We start from the raw sequence: 16,270 nt of genomic DNA, 5'->3' as shown, positions 1-16,270 counted from the left end.
CCCGTTCTCGGATAACGGTTTTCGCCTACGTCACCGCGTACCGTCGGCCCTGTTGGCCGGCGGTACGCAATGCTGGGCGGAACTTGTCATGGCTCGGTGCATTCGACCATATGCTGCGACGGAAAGGCATCGGCGCAACCCTTTTGGGTCCTTGTCGTGCTGGATACCGTGGTCTGTGCGGGGTTGGATCGAGTTTGGATGTCGGCTGATTGTGCTACCTCTTCTGCTGACGCTTCGAGCGAAGGATGCCTATGGACAATGTGATCGGACAGATCGACCGCGCACTGGATATGACGGGTGCGATCGTGATCGCCGCCGTCGATGGGGACCGGCTCGCGGCGCCGACGCCTTGTCAGGATTGGGATGTGCATGCGGTGCTCAATCATGCCGTCGGCAATATGCACCGGTTCGCGGCGGAGGTCAGCGGCACCGATGCGGGCGCCGGAATCGAGGACGACTGGCTCGGCGTCGATCCGCAGGGTGCCTTCGCCGCGGCCGCCGAGGTGGACCGCGCCGCCTGGCATCGCCCCGACGCCCTGACCGGCACCGTCCTCCTGGCGCTCGGTGAGCTACCTGGGCCGGCGGCCGCCATGGTCCATCTCACCGAGGTCGTCGCGCACGGTGTCGATATCGCCGTGGCCATCGACCGCCCCGACCTCGCCGATGACGAACTGTGTGCCGAAGTGCTGACCGCCATGCACGCCATGGGTGGGCTCGACAGGTTCCGCGATCCGGGGATATTCGACGAGGAGGTCACGGTACCCGTGGACGCACCCGCGCACCGTCGACTGCTCGGCTATCTCGGCCGGACCTGGTAACCGCTTGCCGCACAGTCGATCTCAGGCGCGACGCACGGGATGACGCAGGATGGTGCGGGTATTCGCGTCGGGTGATCGGCGCGGATCCGAGAGGTAGATCTCGTGATGGCGGCCGTTCATGACCAAGCCCTCGCCGGCCATGAACGCTTCCATCTTGGCCAGTGTCTGCGGTTCGGTGGCATACGGTCCGATATGCATGACGTGGATCGCGGCACCCTCGGTCAGCCGCTCGAATGTCGCGCCGGACACCATTTCGGCGCTGATCACCTCGGGCATGCGGATCATCAGCTTCCATTGCCACTGTTCGCGTGGCACCGACAGCGGCGGCTCATCGGAGTTCACCCACCACTGGCCCTCGAGTTTCGGGACCACGAAATCCTGGCCGTCTGCCTTGGCGATCTTCTTGGCGGCGTAGGCGGTTCGATACAGCGTCCGCACTGCCTCGGTGTAATTCTCGCCGCCGGGTGCGCCGGAGCCGGTGACCGTCAGGTAGCCGTAGGTGTCGAAGGTGCGCAATTCGGGTTCGGGGGTGGCGGCGTAGTAGTGCCGGTCACTCTTTGCCAGATCGAGTTTCATCGTGAGCCCTTCGGTATCGAAATCTCGGACGGTGACGAGCCTGAACCCTCCATCGGTGGGAGAGTCAAGCTGACTCGGCGCGATTCCATGTGGAAGTTTGGCAGTCGTGGAGGAGATCTTCGGTAAGGCCGGTGTCCAGGGTTGGGTGCACGCCCGATGCTTCGATTGCGCCGGTGAGGTGGGGCTCGGTGCCGATGAACCGGTGGTGCTCGCTTCGGTGGTGAAGGTGCCGTTGGTGCTGGAGTTCGCGCGGCAGGTGGTCGCGGGCCAGCTCGACCCGACGGATCGGGTGCGGGCCACCGCGGTCGACCGGCTCGGTGGCATCGGTACCGCCGGATGTCTGGACGATGTCGAATTCAGCCTTCGCGATGCGGCGTTCTTCGCGCTGACCGTGAGCGATAACACCGCCGCCGACCTGCTCTTCGAGCGCGTCGGCCTGGACAATGTGCGCTCGCTGGTGCGCGAATTGGGGCTCACCGAGACTCGAATCGTCGGCTCGCCCAGATACATCGTGCAGACCATGGCGGAGGATATCGGCGCCTCCGATACCGCCGAATTCGCGCGGCGCTTCCCGACCCTGAGCGTGTCGGATGTGCTCGGCACCCGTGCGATGGATCCGTTGCGTACCACCGCGAGCACGCCGCGGGAGATGACGCGCCTGCTCACCCTGCTCGGCCAGGATCGCGCAGGCGATCCTGCCGCCTGCCGGTGGGTGCGCGAACTCATGGGCCAGCAGCTCAACTGGCACCGTCTCGCCGCAGCTTTTCCGCCGGAGGTGTCGGTGTGGGGCAAGACGGGATCACTGCCCGCGATTCGCAATGAGATCGGCGTGGTGGCCTATCCGGGTGGAAGTCGTTATGCCGTAGCCGTTTTCACCAGGGCGGATACGCTTGCCCAGCGGTTGCCGGAGGTGGATCATGCGATCGGCGCGGCCGCTCGGTCGGCGATTCACCGCATCCGTCACGATCTGCCGAATACGACATTCCAGGGTCGCTGCGCCACCTCCTGAGCGGGCGCGGGCCGTGATGCGCCGTCGCCCTTGATGACCGTCACGATCAGCTCGGCCAATTCGCGCACCAGCGGATGCGGTGCCGCTGCTGGCCAGGCCAGTGAGAGTCGCCAGCTCAGTGCGTCGGTCAGCGGTCGCCAGACGACGCGCGGTTCCTTTTGCGCGACCATGCCCTGGTCGAAGGCGACGCCGCGACCGGAAAGCACCATGCCGAGCACGAATTCGGGATTGCGGGCGTGCTGAACGCGGGTGGGCCGGAAGCCGTGCTCCCAGCAGGTGCGCAGGGTCGCGTCGTAGAGGCCGGGCGCGGCGGCGCGCGGAAAGATCACCAGACCGAGTCCGGCCAGGTCGGCGAGGGTGAGCGCCGAGCGGGTGGCCAGCGGCGAATCGCGCGGCAGCACCACGCCGAGCGGTGTTTCGACCTCGGGGCCGAGTTCGAGTCCGACCACGTCGACCGGATGTTGCAGCAGTCCGGCGTCGAGCTGACGGTCGGCGAGCAGCCGGATCTGCTCGGCGGTGGTCAGTTCCTGTAGGTCGACTCGGACGTCACGGCTTTCGAACGCCGTAAGCATCGCGGCGAGCACCCGCCCGGCCAATTCGGGTGGGACACCGACCCGCAGCGCATCGATCTCACCTCGATGCGCCTTACCAACCAGCCGCTGTGCCCGATCCCAGCGGGCGAGCAGATCGCGGGCCTCCACCAGCAGAATCTGGCCCGCCTCGGTGAGTTCGACGCGTCGGCTGTCCCGGTCGAACAGCCGAGCGCCGAGATCCTGCTCCAGCTTGCGGATGCGCTGGCTCAGCGGCGGCTGCGCGATACCGAGGCGTTCGGCGGCCCGTCCGAAATGCAGTTCTTCGGCGACGGCGACGAAGTACCGCAGCTGGCGCAGGGAGTTCACGCTGCGACGATAACGGTTTCGATTCAGCGGTCGGCGGCGGCGCCTGCTGGTCCGGAAATCGCCAGTCGAGGGAGTGCAGGTGCGGCGTGGCCGGTCAGTCCCTGGCGAAGTTGGCCGGGGGTGGTGTCGAAGCGGCTGCGGAAGGCCTTCGTGAAACTGCTGATCGAACCGAAGCCAAGGTCGGAGGCGATATCGGTGATACTTCGATGCTGGTAGGCGGGGCTGCGCAGGCGATCGCGCGCCAGCTTCAGGCGTTCTTCCCGGATGACTTCACTGGGTGTAGTGCCGACATTGCTGAACGCCATTTGAATTTGACGAAGCGACCAGCCGAGCTCACCGGCGACGCGCGTGCCGGTGAGTCCGGGATCTGCGGCATGGTCGTGGATATATCGGCGCGCGATCGCTTCGACATGGGTGAGTTGGGACGGTGAGGTCGCCGGGTCGCCGAGGATCTGCATGCACAGCAGGTCCACCATCCGTTCGAACACCGCGTCGAATTGCAGGTCGGTGAGCGCGGTGCATTCGGTGTACAGGCCGTCGAGGATCCCGTCGGTCACCCGCCCGAGCCCGGAGGTGAGATCCAGCGGGTGGTTGGGCGGCACGATGCGGTTGAGGCGATGCCGTATCTCCTTGCGCGGGATCGTGATGATCATCCCCCGTGTGCCGTCGGACATGGACATCGCGTACGGCCGGTCGACCGCCACCAGGCACATTGTTCCTGGGGCGAGGATCCCGTACCCGTCGTCGGTGCGGAAGGACAGTCGCCCGGCGAAAGGAACGATCAGCCGATAGTCGTCATCGGGGTCGGCACGGATGTGGCTCGGATTGCGCAGGTAGGTGACGGCATCCGAGTTCCATCCGACGAGCTGGTAGGCGGCGGTGCGCCGCAGTTGGGTATGGCCCTTGAAGTCCGTTCGGCGCGGAAATCTATAGCCGAGCCGGCAGTGGTATGTGCTGATCAGATCGGCCCAATAGTCGGCTCGCTCATGGGGATCCACCACACTTGTCGTGGTGGAGTCGGCGATAGCCGCTGAAGTCATGAATATCGCCTCCGGACTCGACGATCATCGGTGGCCTGGATGCCGACCCCGATTCGAGAAGAAGTTTAGAGCAGAACCGCGCGGATCACCGCCGGAGCGAGAATTTCCCGTTTCCGAGGTGTGCGCATTCGGACAATGCTCATGCGCTTCAGGACAACCGAGGCAGCCGCGGCGGCGGTTACGGTCCGATAGCTGATGTCCGGATCGGGCCGCCGCGGCGCTCGGTGCCGACCCGATTCAGCTGGTTGCGGATGATAGTCAGGAGTTCACATGCGCGGAATCGTGGTCGCCGACGACAGAACCGGACCGGGACGGGTACTGACCATGACCGAGCTCCCACAGCGTCCACGGCGGGGGACCCTTGGATGAGGGCAGTCGGGAGTCGTTGGCACAGCTTCGAATACACCCCGGTGGCACCCGGTCCGTGCGCCGTAGCCGTCGATCCATCGACGGTGGGGGTGACGCAGCTGTTCGTCGATTGTCTGGTAGTGCGGGTCGTCGTCGAGCCGGGCGATTGTCCCCTGACCGCCGAGGCCGTTCGCGCGATCCGGTACCTGTGCCTGGTCAGCGAGGCTGCCTATGTCGTGATCGCCGGAACCCCGCACAGCGCGACGGCGGGTAGTCGATTCAGGCCATCCGCCCAGCCACCAGATCTTCTCACCCACATCGCCGACACCATCGATGTGCTGTCGGATCTCGCCGAACGACTGGGGGAATACGGGGAACGCGTCCACCTGATGCCGTTCGGATGGAAGATCGTCTCTCGCGCCGAAAAACCGGCACGCCAATGGGATTTGCCGTCGGTCACCGTCTCCCCCTCGGGGCACGTCGACGTGGTGGCGGATCCGGATCATCGAGCTGCGGCATGTGCGGTTCGTTGACGGCCAGGCCTGCCAAGGAGTCCCGCACGACAGTGCTCGTCGGTCGTGACGGCGAGATCGAGATGCTGACGGCGCTCACACACCGGGTCGTAGCGGGACACGGTGCCATGGTGCTGGTACAGGGCGAACCCGGTATCGGCAAGACATCTCTATTGGACGCGGCAAGGGTGCGGTGCGCTGCGGCGGGCCTGCATATTCGCATCGGGGCCGCCCGAGAACTTCAGCAGGCCGTGCCGTTCGCCGCACTGGCCTCCTGGCTCGATCACAACACCGACACGTCGGGAATAGATCCGATCCGGCGTCTGCTCGACGGCGACGATCGAGCGGTCGACGTCCTGGCGATGTCCGAGAGCGCCATCGCCGAGGCGATCCTCGAGCACATCGAAACCTGTTCGGCCAGCGGCCCCCTCGCACTGATCATGGACGACGTCCACTGGGCCGACCCGTGGAGCGTGTCGGTGTTGCAGCGGCTGTCCGCGCGCATCGGTGATCTGCCGCTCCTGCTGGTACTCGGGGCTCGTCCACAGCCTCAGGACTCGCCGTTGACCGCACTATCGGCCGAACGCCGCGCCGCGCTGATCCGGCTCGATGGCCTGACCGACGCGGCGGCCGCGGAAGTGGTGTCGCATATCGTCGGAGCCGACCCAGGACCCGCGTTGCTGCGGGAGGTGGCGGGCGCGCGCGGAAATCCACGCTACATCACCGAATTGGTGCTCTCCCTGCTGCGTGAACAGGCGATCACGGTGGTCGCCGCCACCGCCGAGGCGGTCGCTGGGCGGCGTCCGTCCATCGGACTCGCCCAGGCGATTTCGCGCCGCCTGGACTTTCTGCCGCGCCGGGCATGGAACGTGTTGGCTACCGCGGCCGCGCTCGGCCCGGTCGTCGACGTCGCCGAATTGGCGGCGGTGCTGAACCACCCCCTCCTCGATGTCTGGGGCGTCGTCAGTGATGCGATGGTGACCGGACTGCTCGAACTCGTCGACTCCGAGGTGGTGTTCCGGCACGACTTGATCCGCCAGGTGCTCTCCGATCAGCTGCCCGCCACGGTGCGCGCCCGTCTGCTGCGCCGGACCGCGGAGGTTCTGCAAGCGACCAATGCGCCCATCGAGCGGATCGCACATTATCTGGCGGTTGCCGACTACGAACTGGACGACACCAGCGTCGAATGGCTGGTAGCCGTAGCCGACAAGCTGGCCGTTCGGGCACCCGAGCTGGCGGTGCGGCTGTTGCTGCGCGCGAGGACGGCCGACAATCCACGGCTGATCCGCCTGTATGTCGAGGCGCTGCTGCGGAGCGGACGAGCTGCCGAGGCCGCGGCCGAAGTGCGTGTCGCCCTCGCGAAGTACGGCGACGATATCGAAATGCGCTGGCTGCTCGGCCAAGCCTGTCAGGCTCTGGGTCAGGTCGCCGATGCCGTCGATACCGCCGAAACAGCACTGCGCACAATGACTCTCGATGTCGAGGCGGCTGGCCGTTTCCAAGGTATGTCCGCGGTGCACAATGTGCTCCTCGAGCGGTTCGATGCGGCCGAGTGGGCCGGGCGAAAGGCGATCGCGATGGGGGAATCCAGTGGGAATCCCCGCACCATCGGCTACGGCCTCGCGGCCGTTGGTGCGGTCCGGTACTCCCGGGGCCATCTCGCTGACGCGCTGGAGCTGAGCACTCGGATACCCACTGCCTGGGCCGATGGCACCGGCGCTGACCAGTTCGATCCATATGCGCTGCGGGCACACTGTCTGATCGAGCTCGATCGCCTGACCGATGCCGAGGATGTGCTGGGACAGGCGATAGCGCACAATCGTCGCATCCATGGCGTGTATCTGTCCTCGAACCTCGTCGCCAAGGCGCGGCTCTATCTGCTGGCGGGTCGCTGGGATGACGCCGAAGTCGAATGCCGCGCGAGCACGGCGGAACCGGACGCGCTCGGGTACTCGACCGTCGCGCAAACCATGGCGGCGCTCATCGGTATTCACCGCGGCACGTTCCTGCCGGACGTGGACAGCATTCCCATCCGCGACGACCTCGCGGGCACCACCGGATACGCGCACTTGCACCTATGGGCCAAAGCGTTGGCACACGAGGCGCACGGCCATCCGGACCTGGCGTTGAAGCTGCTCGTCGACACCCATCAGCGACTGGCCGATCGCTTGGCCGCGGCGACGCTGTACTACATCTTCCCGGATATCGCTCGACTGGCCGCGGACCTCGGCGATACGGATGCGGCGCTGTCGGTGGCGGCCGCCGCCGACGAACTCGTGGCGCGAGCACCGACCGCATCGAGGACTGGGACCGCGCTGCTGTGTCGAGGTCTGGCCGAGCGCGATCCCGATAGCCTGCTGTCGGCCGCCGCGGCCTTCCTGCGGTCCGGACGGCCGCTCTACGAAGCGCAGGCACACGAGAACGCCGCCGTACTGCTCGCAGCCGAGGGACGTGATCGCGACGCCCGCCACTCGCTGGACACCGCGATCGGCATCTACAGCCGACTCGGCGCATCGTGGGATAGCGCCCGTACGGTCGCACGCGTGCGACCGTACGGGCTTCGGCGCGGTGTGCGCGGTCGGCGCAACCGCCCAAAATCCGGCTGGGCGGCGCTGACCGATACCGAACGCAAGGTCGCAGCGCTGGTCGCCGATGGCTGCTCCAATTCCGGTATCGCGGCGCAAATGTTCCTGTCCCGTCGCACGGTTCAATCCCACGTATCGAATATCCTCGCCAAACTCGACCTGCGATCACGGCGTGAGATCGCCGTGCACATGCCGCATACCTGACGTGGACCGCATGCCGTGAGAAGCTGACAGGGTGAACCGGCTCGGGAACGCAACCTCTCCGTACCTTCGCCAGCACGCGGACAATCCGGTGCATTGGCAGGAATGGGATGTCCGGGCGCTGGCTGAGGCCAGGGAGCGGGACGTGCCCGTCCTGCTGTCGATCGGATATGCGAGTTGCCACTGGTGCCACGTGATGGCGCACGAATCGTTCGAGGATGCGCACACGGCGGCGCAGATGAACGACAACTTCGTGTGCGTCAAGGTGGATCGTGAGGAGCGGCCGGATCTGGACGCGGTCTATATGAATGCCACCGTGGCGATGACCGGTCAGGGCGGTTGGCCGATGACGTGCTTCCTCACACCGGACGGTGAGCCGTTCTACTGCGGCACCTACTACCCGAAGGTGCCGCGCGGCGGGATGCCGTCGTTCACCCAGTTGCTCACGGCCATTACCGATACCTGGAACACCCGGCGTGACGAGGTGGACAAGGCATCTGCGCAGGTAGCCGATGCGCTGCGGGCGCAGGCCGCCGGGCTGCCCGAGGCCGATCTGACGATTTCGGCCGAACTGCTCGATCATGCGGTCGCGGCGGTGCTGCGCGATGAAGATCCGAAGCACGGCGGGTTCGGTGGTGCGCCGAAGTTTCCGCCATCGGCGTTGTTGGAGGGGCTGTTGCGCAGTTGGGAGCGCACCGGCGATGCCGCGACGTTCGATGTGGTGAATCGGACGGCCGAAGCCATGGCGCGCGGTGGCATCTACGACCAGCTGCGCGGCGGGTTCGCCCGTTACTCCGTCGATGCCGCCTGGGTGGTGCCGCATTTCGAGAAGATGCTCTATGACAACGCGCAACTGCTGCGCGCCTACGCACACCTCGCACGCCGACGCCCCGAGCGAGAGTCCTTGGCACACAGGGTTACTCGCGAGACAGTCGAGTTCATTCTCGATGACCTCGGCACCGACCAGGGTGGATTCGCGTCCGCGCTGGATGCCGACACCCACTTGGAGCCGGGCGGACCGGGTGTCGAAGGGGCGACCTATGTTTGGACCCCCGCCGAGCTGATCGGTGAACTCGGCCCTATCGAAGGTTCTTGGGCGGCAGAGATTTTCGGGGTAACTACCGCTGGGAACTTCGAACAGGGCACTTCGGTGCTCACCAGGTATGCCGATCCGGATGCATTGTCCGACAATGGGACTGGTGTCGAACGCTTCGAGCGTGTCCGCGCCACACTGGGCGAGGCCCGTGCGCGACGCCCGCAGCCGGACCGCGACGACAAGGTGGTGACTGCCTGGAACGGCATGGCCATAACCGCGCTTGCTGAAGCGGGTTCGGCACTGCGACAAGATGATTGGGTGCAAGCCGCGGCCCGCTGCGCTCGCTTCCTGCTGGCCGAGCATGTGGTCGACGGCCGGGTCCGCCGTGCCTCGCTCGGCGGAGTGGTCGGCACATCTGCAGGCGTTCTGGAGGACTACGCCTGGCTGGTCACCGGCCTGCTCGCCCTACACCAGGCCACCGGTCGACTCGACTGGCTCGAACACGCACAGCGCCTGCTCGACAAGGCGATCCAACACTTCGCCGACCCCGCCGCACCCGGCAGTTGGTTCGACACCGCCGACGACGCCGAAACCCTCGTCGCCCGCCCTCGCGATCCCATCGACGGTGCGACCCCCGCGGGCGCATCCGCCTTGGCCGAGGCCCTGCTCACGGCCGCCGCCATCAGCGCCGCCGACCCTGCCCTCCGCTACCGCGAACTGGCCGACCAAACCTTGCAACGCGGTGCCGTCGTCCTCGCCCGCGCCCCACGCTCGGCAGGCCAATGGCTGACCGTAGCCGAATCCGCCCTCCGCGGCCCCCTCCAAGTAGCTATCGCGCTCGCCGACAACGCGAGCCCGGCAACAGAATTGCTCACCACCGCCCGCACCGAAGCCCCGGGCGGCACCGTCATAATCGCCGCACCCCCGAACTCCGTACCCCTCCTGACCGACCGCTCCCCAGTCAACGGCGCCCCCGCCGCCTACGTCTGCCGCGGCTCCGTCTGCGATCTCCCAGTAACCACCCCACCCGAGCTACGCGCCTCCCTGCACCGCCGCTAGGCCCACAGCCGGGGTCGAGGTGCGGCCTTGCGCCCACAGCGGGAGTGGGCCGATGGCCGCGACGTCTCCGATATCGCGCGGAGTTTGTCGTCCTTCCGGCTGATTTCCCCGAACGACCCGTCGGGATGATTGAAATCAGGGCTCGCGCAGGCGGTGCCGTCACCGCGATCCGGCTATCAGTGATCTACGACGGGATTCGGTTGTCGCCCTCGACCAGCTGGTCGCCCTGAACCCGGCCGAGCCACCCGGTCCAGCGATCAGCGATTCTGGGAAGCGGATTCGGTTGTCGCCCTGCCCGGCCCGCTGCTCTGCTCCGTTCCGAAGGCACCGCGATCCGGCGACTGCGACGAAATTCGATCGTTCGCTCCTGATCGGCTGGTTGCCCTGAACCCGGTCGAGGCGCCATGATCCGGCGGTCAGTGATTCTGCGAGGGGGATTCGGTTGCCGTACGTACTTCGGCGATCCCGCTGATGGCTGCCGCATCGCTAGGGGGCTCTGCGCCATCAGGGGTCGTAGCGGCCTCCACATCGGTCCAGCACGCCGTGGGTTCGGGCATTCCGCGCAGCGAAATGTTGTCGTAGAGAACCCATTTCGCGCGCTCGTGCGCGGCTGCGGCCTCGATGACCGCACCGCTCACCAGGATTCGGCGCGGCACCTCCTTCGCCTCGGTGGTGAGCCGTGCCGCTGCATTGACCGCATCGCCGATCACCGTGTACTCCAACCGCGTATCGGAGCCGATATCACCCGCGAATACCCGCCCGCGTGCGACGCCGATGCCGATATCGAGTTCGCCGGTGGCCGTGACCTCGTCGCGAATGCGCCGCGCTGCCCGCAGCGCGGGTGTCGCATTATCCCGCAATGCGATCGGCGCACCGAAGATACACAGTGCCGCATCGCCCTCGAACTTGTTGACCAGCCCGTTGTTCTCCTCGGTCGCCGCAACCACGATGGCGAGCAGTCGATTGAGTTTGGCTACGAAATCGTGCGGAGTCAGACCGCTGGACAGCTCGACGGATCCGGTGACATCGACGAACAGCGCCGACACCTCGCGCACGTCGCCGGTCAGATCGACACCCGCACCGGCCAGTGCCCGCTCGGCGACCTCCGCACCGACGTGCCGACCGAATACATCCCGCATTCGCTCGCGTTCACGCAGATTGACGGCGAGTTCATTGACCGAATTCTCCAGCCGCCCGATCTCGCTGGTGCTGCCGACGGGAACCCGAACGTCGAACTCGCCCTTGGTGATCCGATCGAGCGCCCGGCGCAGCGTGCGCATCGGGGTCGCGACCGAACGGGCCAGGATCGCGGTCGCCAGCGCGCCGGATCCGATGCCGACAATGGAGAGGTAGATGGCGGCGCGGACCCGGTCCGGTGCGCCGGAGGCCGGATCGGCGAGCACCGTGATCAGCATGAGCAGCGGCATCGCACCCGCCACCGCCCAGGTCATCACGACTCGCATCAGCACCGAGGAACTCCAATGCGCGGTGGGACCGAGCACCCTCGACACCACCGGAATGGTCGGGCGGATCAATCTGTCGACGATCAGGAAAGTGAATCCGGCAGATTGCAGCGCGCCCAGGGTGAACAGCGCCGTGGTCACCGCCGCACTGTTGTGCGCGGATAGATGCGAGAGCATCGAGGCCGCCACGATCACGCCGGGCAGCCATATCGCCAGGGCGCGGGCGGTGATCGCGATCGGTAGGCGCAGCAGTCGTCGCGCCTCCTCGACGGCGGGCTTGCGCCCGTCATCGAGCCACCCGAAATATACGGTCCGATCGCGCACGGCGAGCCCGACCCCGGCCAGGAAACCCACCACCGGATAGATCGACGCCAACCCGATGACGCGCCGCCAGTCATCCCCGATCCGGCCGAAAAATCCACTGAGCCACAGCTCGGTCACGATCACCGCGAGCCCACCGAGATTCGCGGCAATCACCACCGCCGCCAACCCCCACCGCGCCTTCAGCGCCCAAACAACCAGCTTGGTGATCACGGTGCCCTGACATCCGGAGCGGAACCAGCCTGCGCTGGCGCCTGCCTGCGCACCGAAACCCCGACGTGCACGGGCGCCCCCGCCCCGGGCAACCACCAGTTCCACGTTCCGAACAACTTCATCAGCGCGGGCACCAAGACCAATCGCACGAGCGCCGCATCGATCGCGACGGCCACCGCGAGCGCCAACCCGATCTGCTTCAGCTCCAGCACGCTCGCGGTCAGGAAGCTGCCGAAGATCACCACCATGATCGCCGCCGCCGCGCTGATCGGGCGGGCCGTGTGTTGGAGCCCGGCCGCCACGGCGTATTCGTTATCGGTCGCGGTGCGCGCGGAGTCCTCCCAGAATTCCTTGATCCGGCGGATCAGGAACACCTCGTAGTCCATCGACAGCCCGAACAGAATTGCGAAGACCATGGTCGGCAGGAATACCTGAATGAATCCGGTGCTGCGGAATCCGAGCAGTGACTCCGCGCCGCCCCACTGGAACACCGCCACGGTGATGCCCAAGGCCGCGCCGGTGGCCAGCAGATTCATCACTATCGCCTTGATCGGTAGCGCGATGCTGCGGAAGGCAGCAATGAGGAACACGAACGAGCAGCATAGAACCAGCGCGACCACCAGTGGCAGTTTCCCCGTGATCTCGTCGGACATATCCGCGAACTCCGCCGTCGCACCGCCGACCAGCACGTCTGAAGGCAGTGCGGTGGCCCGGTCGCGAATCTCCCGGACGAGTTGATCGGCCTCGGTGGAATCGAATGCGGTCTTGGCCACCACCATCGCGAAGACGCGTCCGTCTCGCTGGATCGGCAGCACCTGTTGGATGCGCTCATCCGAGCGCAGTGCGGTCAGGAAGTTCTGCACCTCGCCGTTCGCCGCGGCAGGCAGCGGCGTATCACCGGAACCGGTGATCACGATCGTAATCGGCGCGAGTAGTCCGGGCGCGAAATTCTCCGAGGCGACCTTGCTCGCCTTACCGGACGCGGTGTCGCCCATCGCCGCGGTGCCCATATCCATGCCGTAGCGAATTCCGGTCAGCGGCGCGGCCGCCACCACCAGCACCAGCACGGCCGCGAGACCGAATATCACCGGCCGCGCCATCACGGTCCGACTCCACCGCGCCCAGCGCCCGCTTGCCGGATCGGCATCCGATCCGGGCCGGGTCTCCAACGGCTGCCACCGCGCGGGCAGCGCGCCGCGATTCACCCGGGGCCCGAGCATTGCCAGCACCGCGGGCAGCAGTGTGAGCGCCACCATCAGCGTTGCCACCACCGCGATAGCGACGCCGACCGCGATGCCGCGGAACACCGGTGCGCGCACCACAATCAGCGAGCACAGCGAGATCACCACGATGAAACCCGAGGCGACGATCGTCTTGCCCGCCGTGGCGATCGCGATCCCGCAGGCATGCGCCACACCGGCCGCGGAACTGCCGCCCGGCTTCGCGAGCTCTTCACGGAACCGGCTGACCACGAACATCGCATAGTCCAGTCCGATGCCGGTGCCGATCATCGTCGCGACCGCGAGCAACAACGAACTGGTCGCCATCACATGCGACAGCAGAAACAGTCCGCCGAACGCGAGCAAGAGCCCGCTCAACGCCACCATGACCGGTACCAATGCCGCGACCACCGTGCCGAGCGCGAGGATGAGCAGCACGAATGCCACCGGCAGGCCCAGCGCCTCGGCCTGCCCGGAATCGGCCACCTCGATTTCCATGAGATCCCGCAGCACCGGTGAAAAGCCGGTGAGCCCGACGCTCACCCCATCAGCGGAAAACCGTCGCGCACGTTCCTGAAGCTCACCGGCCAACTCCGCCCGCGCCGGAATCGAGCCGTCGATTCCGATCACCGCGAGCGCCGCATGCCTGCTCACCGAGATCTGTGACTGCTGATCCCCTTGGAACGGACCCACCGCGACCCGCACCCCGGGCACTCCACGCAAATCCGCTACCGCCCGCTCCACGATCGCCCGATAGGCCGGATCATCGACGGTCCGCTGCTCGGAATCGAAGACCAGTGCAACCTGTTCGGCTCCCAGATCGGGATAGTGCGCGGCGAGCAGTTCCGTGATCCGCGTCGATTCCGCCTTGTCGGCATGGAACTCCATCGCCTCCAGGCGACCGTTGAGCTGCGGGTAGGCGATCGCGCACGCGGCGATCAGCACCAACCACACCGCGACGACGACCCGCCGATGCTGCGCGATCGCAACGCCCCAGCGGTAGCCGATCCCCCGCTCGCTCACGGCCTGCTTTCTACCGGTCTCGATCGTCTGCTGTGCCATATCGCCCCGCCATCTTCTGGATCTGTCCCCAACTCTATTGCCGCAAAGGGCAATTCGGCGTATCCGCGATGTTCCGGCTGGCCGGCCAGGTTAGGCCCGGGCATGCTGGGTACGGGGTGCCCGGTCAATAAGGGGATGCCCAGACGCTCTCAGCGCAGCACGACCAACCAGATCGCGGCGTAGTGGCAGAGGGCGGCGAGCACGGTCGCGGCATGGAAGAACTCGTGGTGGCCGAAGACAAGAGGCCACGGGTTCGGCCATTTGGTCGCGTAGAGGATCGCGCCGCCGCTGTAGACCAGGCCGCCGATGAGCAACAGGATCAGTGGTGCGACGCCGATATTTGTATTGAGCTGTCCGGCCACCGGCACGATCGCCCAACCCAGCAGCAGATATAGCGGTACTCCGACCCAGCGGGGAGCGGTCGGCCACAAGAGTTTCAATGCCACCCCGGCCAGCGCGCCCAGCCACACCACCAGTAGCAGTATCTGTCCGGTCCGTCCGGGCAGGCCAAGTAATGCGAACGGCGTATAGCTGCCTGCGATGAACAGGAAGATCATCGAATGATCGGCACGCTTCATCTGAATGCGTGCCTTCGCGGTGGCCCAGGTCACGCGGTGGTAGACGGCGCTGATGCCGAACAATCCACAGACGGTCCACCCGTAGACCAGAGTGGACCAGCCTGCCGTCGCTGAGACGCTTGCGGCTTTCAAGACCAATACGAGCACCGCGATCGCCGCGATGCCGACCGCCCAGGTGTGAATCCACCCTCGCATCCGCGGTTTGAGCAGTGCTGACGTGCCCGGGATCGCTACCGGTGTCGCATCGGTCGCGCCGACCATTTCGGACACGAGTTACCTCCTAGTGATACCCGTCGGTAACCTACGGTACCGTAACTTTTGGCGTTCCGCGAACGCTGTAGTCGAACACAGTCGATGCCGAGATCGCGCCGCTGAGGCGTAGGGTTGGTCGCCGTGGAGCTTCCGAGTCAGGTGCGTGGTTTGCCATACCGCATCTACGAGGCGCGGCTGTCCAAGCAGCTGGCCGGCAAACAACATCCTCGGCACGTCGCGGTGATGTGCGATGGTAATCGGCGCTGGGCCAGAGAAAACGGTTTCACCGATGTGAGCCACGGACATCGGGTCGGCGCGCTGAAAATCGCCGAACTGGTCGGCTGGTGTGCGGACGAGGGCATCGAGATGGTGACCGTCTATCTACTGTCCACCGAGAATTTGCAGCGCGATCCCGACGAACTGGAGACCCTGTTCGAAGTGATCACCGATGTCGTCGAGGAGCTGTCCGCACCGGAACAGAACTGGAGTGTGCGCATCGTCGGCACGCTCGACGGCTTCCCGGAACTGGTCGCCAAGCGACTGCGCACCGCGGCAGAACGCACCAGCGGACGCGACGGTGTGCATGTGAACGTCGCGGTCGGCTATGGCGGCCGGCAGGAGATCGCGGATGCGGTCCGCAAGCTGGTCCGCCAGGAGATCGCGGCGGGGGAGACCGGCGAGGATCTGGTCCAGTCGATATCGGTGAACTCCATCGGCCAGCACCTTTACACCTCCGGTCAGCCGGATCCCGATCTTGTCATCCGAACCTCCGGTGAGCAGCGGCTCTCCGGATTTCTGCTGTGGCAGAGCGCATACTCGGAAATATGGTTCACCGAGGCGTACTGGCCGGAATTCCGGCGGGTGGATTTCCTGCGCGCCTTGCGCGACTACGCCGCTCGACACCGCCGCTTCGGTGTCTGATTTGCAGCGCCTGCGGCGCTGCGTGTTCGCGGCCCCCTTGGTCTCGCGTCCGAGCCGTCGAGACTCGCGCCTGCGGCGCATGCGCTTCGACGGCTCGGACGCGAGACGGGCCGCGAACGGTCGCTCGTAAGACTCGCTCCGTTGTGGTCGGTGATGG

General features: G+C 66.2%; 12 protein-coding genes. 6 read left to right on the top strand and 6 right to left on the bottom strand.

What is annotated here, in order from left to right:
- Positions 1 to 251 precede the first annotated feature (251 nt).
- Positions 252 to 818, top strand: coding sequence for a TIGR03086 family metal-binding protein (locus ACQP2U_RS35985; RefSeq protein WP_433711607.1), 567 nt, complete (start codon positions 252 to 254; stop codon positions 816 to 818).
- Positions 819 to 839: 21 nt separating this feature from the next.
- On the opposite strand, the gene ACQP2U_RS35980 is transcribed toward ACQP2U_RS35985, so the two are convergent.
- Positions 840 to 1,394 carry a GyrI-like domain-containing protein gene (locus ACQP2U_RS35980; RefSeq protein WP_433711606.1) on the bottom strand — a complete coding sequence of 185 codons (555 nt, stop codon included), beginning with the start codon at positions 1,392 to 1,394 and terminating at the stop codon, positions 840 to 842.
- Positions 1,395 to 1,500: 106 nt separating this feature from the next.
- On the opposite strand from ACQP2U_RS35980, the gene ACQP2U_RS35975 reads away from it, so the two are divergent.
- Positions 1,501 to 2,403, top strand: a complete 903-nt coding sequence (locus ACQP2U_RS35975) for a serine hydrolase (RefSeq protein ID WP_433716697.1) — start codon at positions 1,501 to 1,503, stop codon at positions 2,401 to 2,403.
- Here the strand turns inward: ACQP2U_RS35975 and ACQP2U_RS35970 are convergent.
- Both ACQP2U_RS35970 and ACQP2U_RS35965 read right to left on the bottom strand, forming a co-directional pair.
- On the bottom strand, positions 2,355 to 3,302 hold the full coding sequence (locus tag ACQP2U_RS35970) for a LysR substrate-binding domain-containing protein (RefSeq protein WP_433711605.1): 948 nt from the start codon (positions 3,300 to 3,302) through the stop codon (positions 2,355 to 2,357). The genes ACQP2U_RS35975 and ACQP2U_RS35970 overlap by 49 nt on opposite strands.
- 23 nt (positions 3,303 to 3,325) lie before the next feature.
- A complete protein-coding gene (locus ACQP2U_RS35965; protein WP_433711604.1) occupies positions 3,326 to 4,342 on the bottom strand; it encodes a helix-turn-helix domain-containing protein in 1,017 nt (338 codons plus the stop codon).
- A gap of 365 nt (positions 4,343 to 4,707) precedes the next feature.
- Between ACQP2U_RS35965 and ACQP2U_RS35960 the strand changes: the two genes are divergently transcribed.
- Genes ACQP2U_RS35960 through ACQP2U_RS35950 form a run of 3 tightly spaced genes read left to right on the top strand, consistent with a single transcriptional unit; the run spans position 4,708 to position 10,083 of the window.
- Positions 4,708 to 5,223 (top strand): hypothetical protein, encoded by a 516-nt coding sequence (locus ACQP2U_RS35960; RefSeq protein WP_433711603.1) that lies wholly within the window; start codon positions 4,708 to 4,710, stop codon positions 5,221 to 5,223.
- Entirely contained in the window at positions 5,220 to 7,991 is a 2,772-nt protein-coding gene (locus ACQP2U_RS35955) for an ATP-binding protein (protein ID WP_433711602.1), read from the top strand. Before ACQP2U_RS35960 ends, ACQP2U_RS35955 begins: the two co-directional genes overlap by 4 nt.
- A 31-nt stretch (positions 7,992 to 8,022) precedes the next feature.
- On the top strand, positions 8,023 to 10,083 hold the full coding sequence (locus tag ACQP2U_RS35950) for a thioredoxin domain-containing protein (protein WP_433711601.1): 2,061 nt from the start codon (positions 8,023 to 8,025) through the stop codon (positions 10,081 to 10,083).
- Between the two features lie 416 nt (positions 10,084 to 10,499).
- On the opposite strand, the gene ACQP2U_RS35945 is transcribed toward ACQP2U_RS35950, so the two are convergent.
- From ACQP2U_RS35945 to trhA, 3 genes are all read right to left on the bottom strand, one after another.
- Positions 10,500 to 12,080 (bottom strand): adenylate/guanylate cyclase domain-containing protein, encoded by a 1,581-nt coding sequence (locus tag ACQP2U_RS35945; protein WP_433711600.1) that lies wholly within the window; start codon positions 12,078 to 12,080, stop codon positions 10,500 to 10,502.
- The gene (locus tag ACQP2U_RS35940; protein ID WP_433711599.1) at positions 12,077 to 14,362 is read right to left on the bottom strand and encodes an MMPL family transporter; all 2,286 of its coding nucleotides are present in this window, start codon (positions 14,360 to 14,362) and stop codon (positions 12,077 to 12,079) included. The genes ACQP2U_RS35945 and ACQP2U_RS35940 overlap by 4 nt, the downstream gene beginning before the upstream one ends.
- Positions 14,363 to 14,511: 149 nt before the next feature.
- Positions 14,512 to 15,201 (bottom strand): PAQR family membrane homeostasis protein TrhA, encoded by a 690-nt coding sequence (gene trhA, locus ACQP2U_RS35935; RefSeq protein WP_433716696.1) that lies wholly within the window; start codon positions 15,199 to 15,201, stop codon positions 14,512 to 14,514.
- Positions 15,202 to 15,324: 123 nt separating this feature from the next.
- Between trhA and ACQP2U_RS35930 the strand changes: the two genes are divergently transcribed.
- On the top strand, positions 15,325 to 16,113 hold the full coding sequence (locus ACQP2U_RS35930; protein ID WP_397037021.1) for an isoprenyl transferase: 789 nt from the start codon (positions 15,325 to 15,327) through the stop codon (positions 16,111 to 16,113).
- The last annotated feature ends 157 nt before the right edge of the window (positions 16,114 to 16,270 follow it).

This window comes from Nocardia sp. CA-084685 (assembly GCF_050955785.1).
GTDB lineage: Bacteria > Actinomycetota > Actinomycetes > Mycobacteriales > Mycobacteriaceae > Nocardia.
Note: the sequence above shows the minus strand (reverse complement) of the source record. Positions and strands in the feature narration are given on the sequence as shown.